This is a genomic window from Mesorhizobium sp. M7A.F.Ca.US.014.04.1.1, assembly GCF_003998745.1.
Classification (GTDB): domain Bacteria; phylum Pseudomonadota; class Alphaproteobacteria; order Rhizobiales; family Rhizobiaceae; genus Mesorhizobium; species Mesorhizobium ciceri.
Genome location: NZ_RZRW01001290.1, coordinates 1 through 597 on the forward strand (window position 1 = coordinate 1; position 597 = coordinate 597).

At 59.6% G+C, this 597-nt stretch carries 1 pseudogene; it reads right to left on the bottom strand.

Annotated elements, in window-relative coordinates:
• Window positions 1-597: pseudogene (locus EOA22_RS37940) on the bottom strand (hypothetical protein); the annotation flags it as partial.

Below are 597 nucleotides of genomic sequence, written 5' to 3' on the forward strand. Positions count from 1 at the left end.
ACCCGGATTGATGTCGAGCGCTGTATCAAGCGCCTTCAAGGCTTTTGGCAGAAGGCCAGAGCGCTCGTAGATTGCTGCTCCGAGGCGAATAAGCTCGGGCGACTTGAGCGCGCCGGGCAGCAGTGAATCAAAAAGCGCACGCGCGTCAGCCCTTCGGTCCGCGCGGTACAAGGCGAAGAGACGACGCTTCAAAATCTCCGACGGCCGGTCGAGCGCATACAGACCATCCAGAAGGTCTGCGGCCTCCGACCATCTGTTGTCGTCGGCATAGGCATCAGACAGTGCGAATCGATCCAGTGGCGACAAATCGGTGCGGCTGCCGAAGGCGGCAAGGCGCATTCTTGCCTTTTCAAGCTCGACCGTGTCGCCTAGACGTCGCGCGATTTCAGCAACGCGGCTCTCGAACGAAATGTTCACGGTAAACTGCTTGCGGAATTCGTCGGCGAGCGGCATGGCCTCCGAGGGCGAGCCCGACTGGAATTTCTGCAGTACAAGCATTTCTGCTGCGCTGGCTTTGCTGTCGTCGGTTGTGGCGAGTTCCAGTGCGCGCTTGGCAAACCCTTCAACGCTCGGCCAGCCTCTTACTGACAAAGCGAC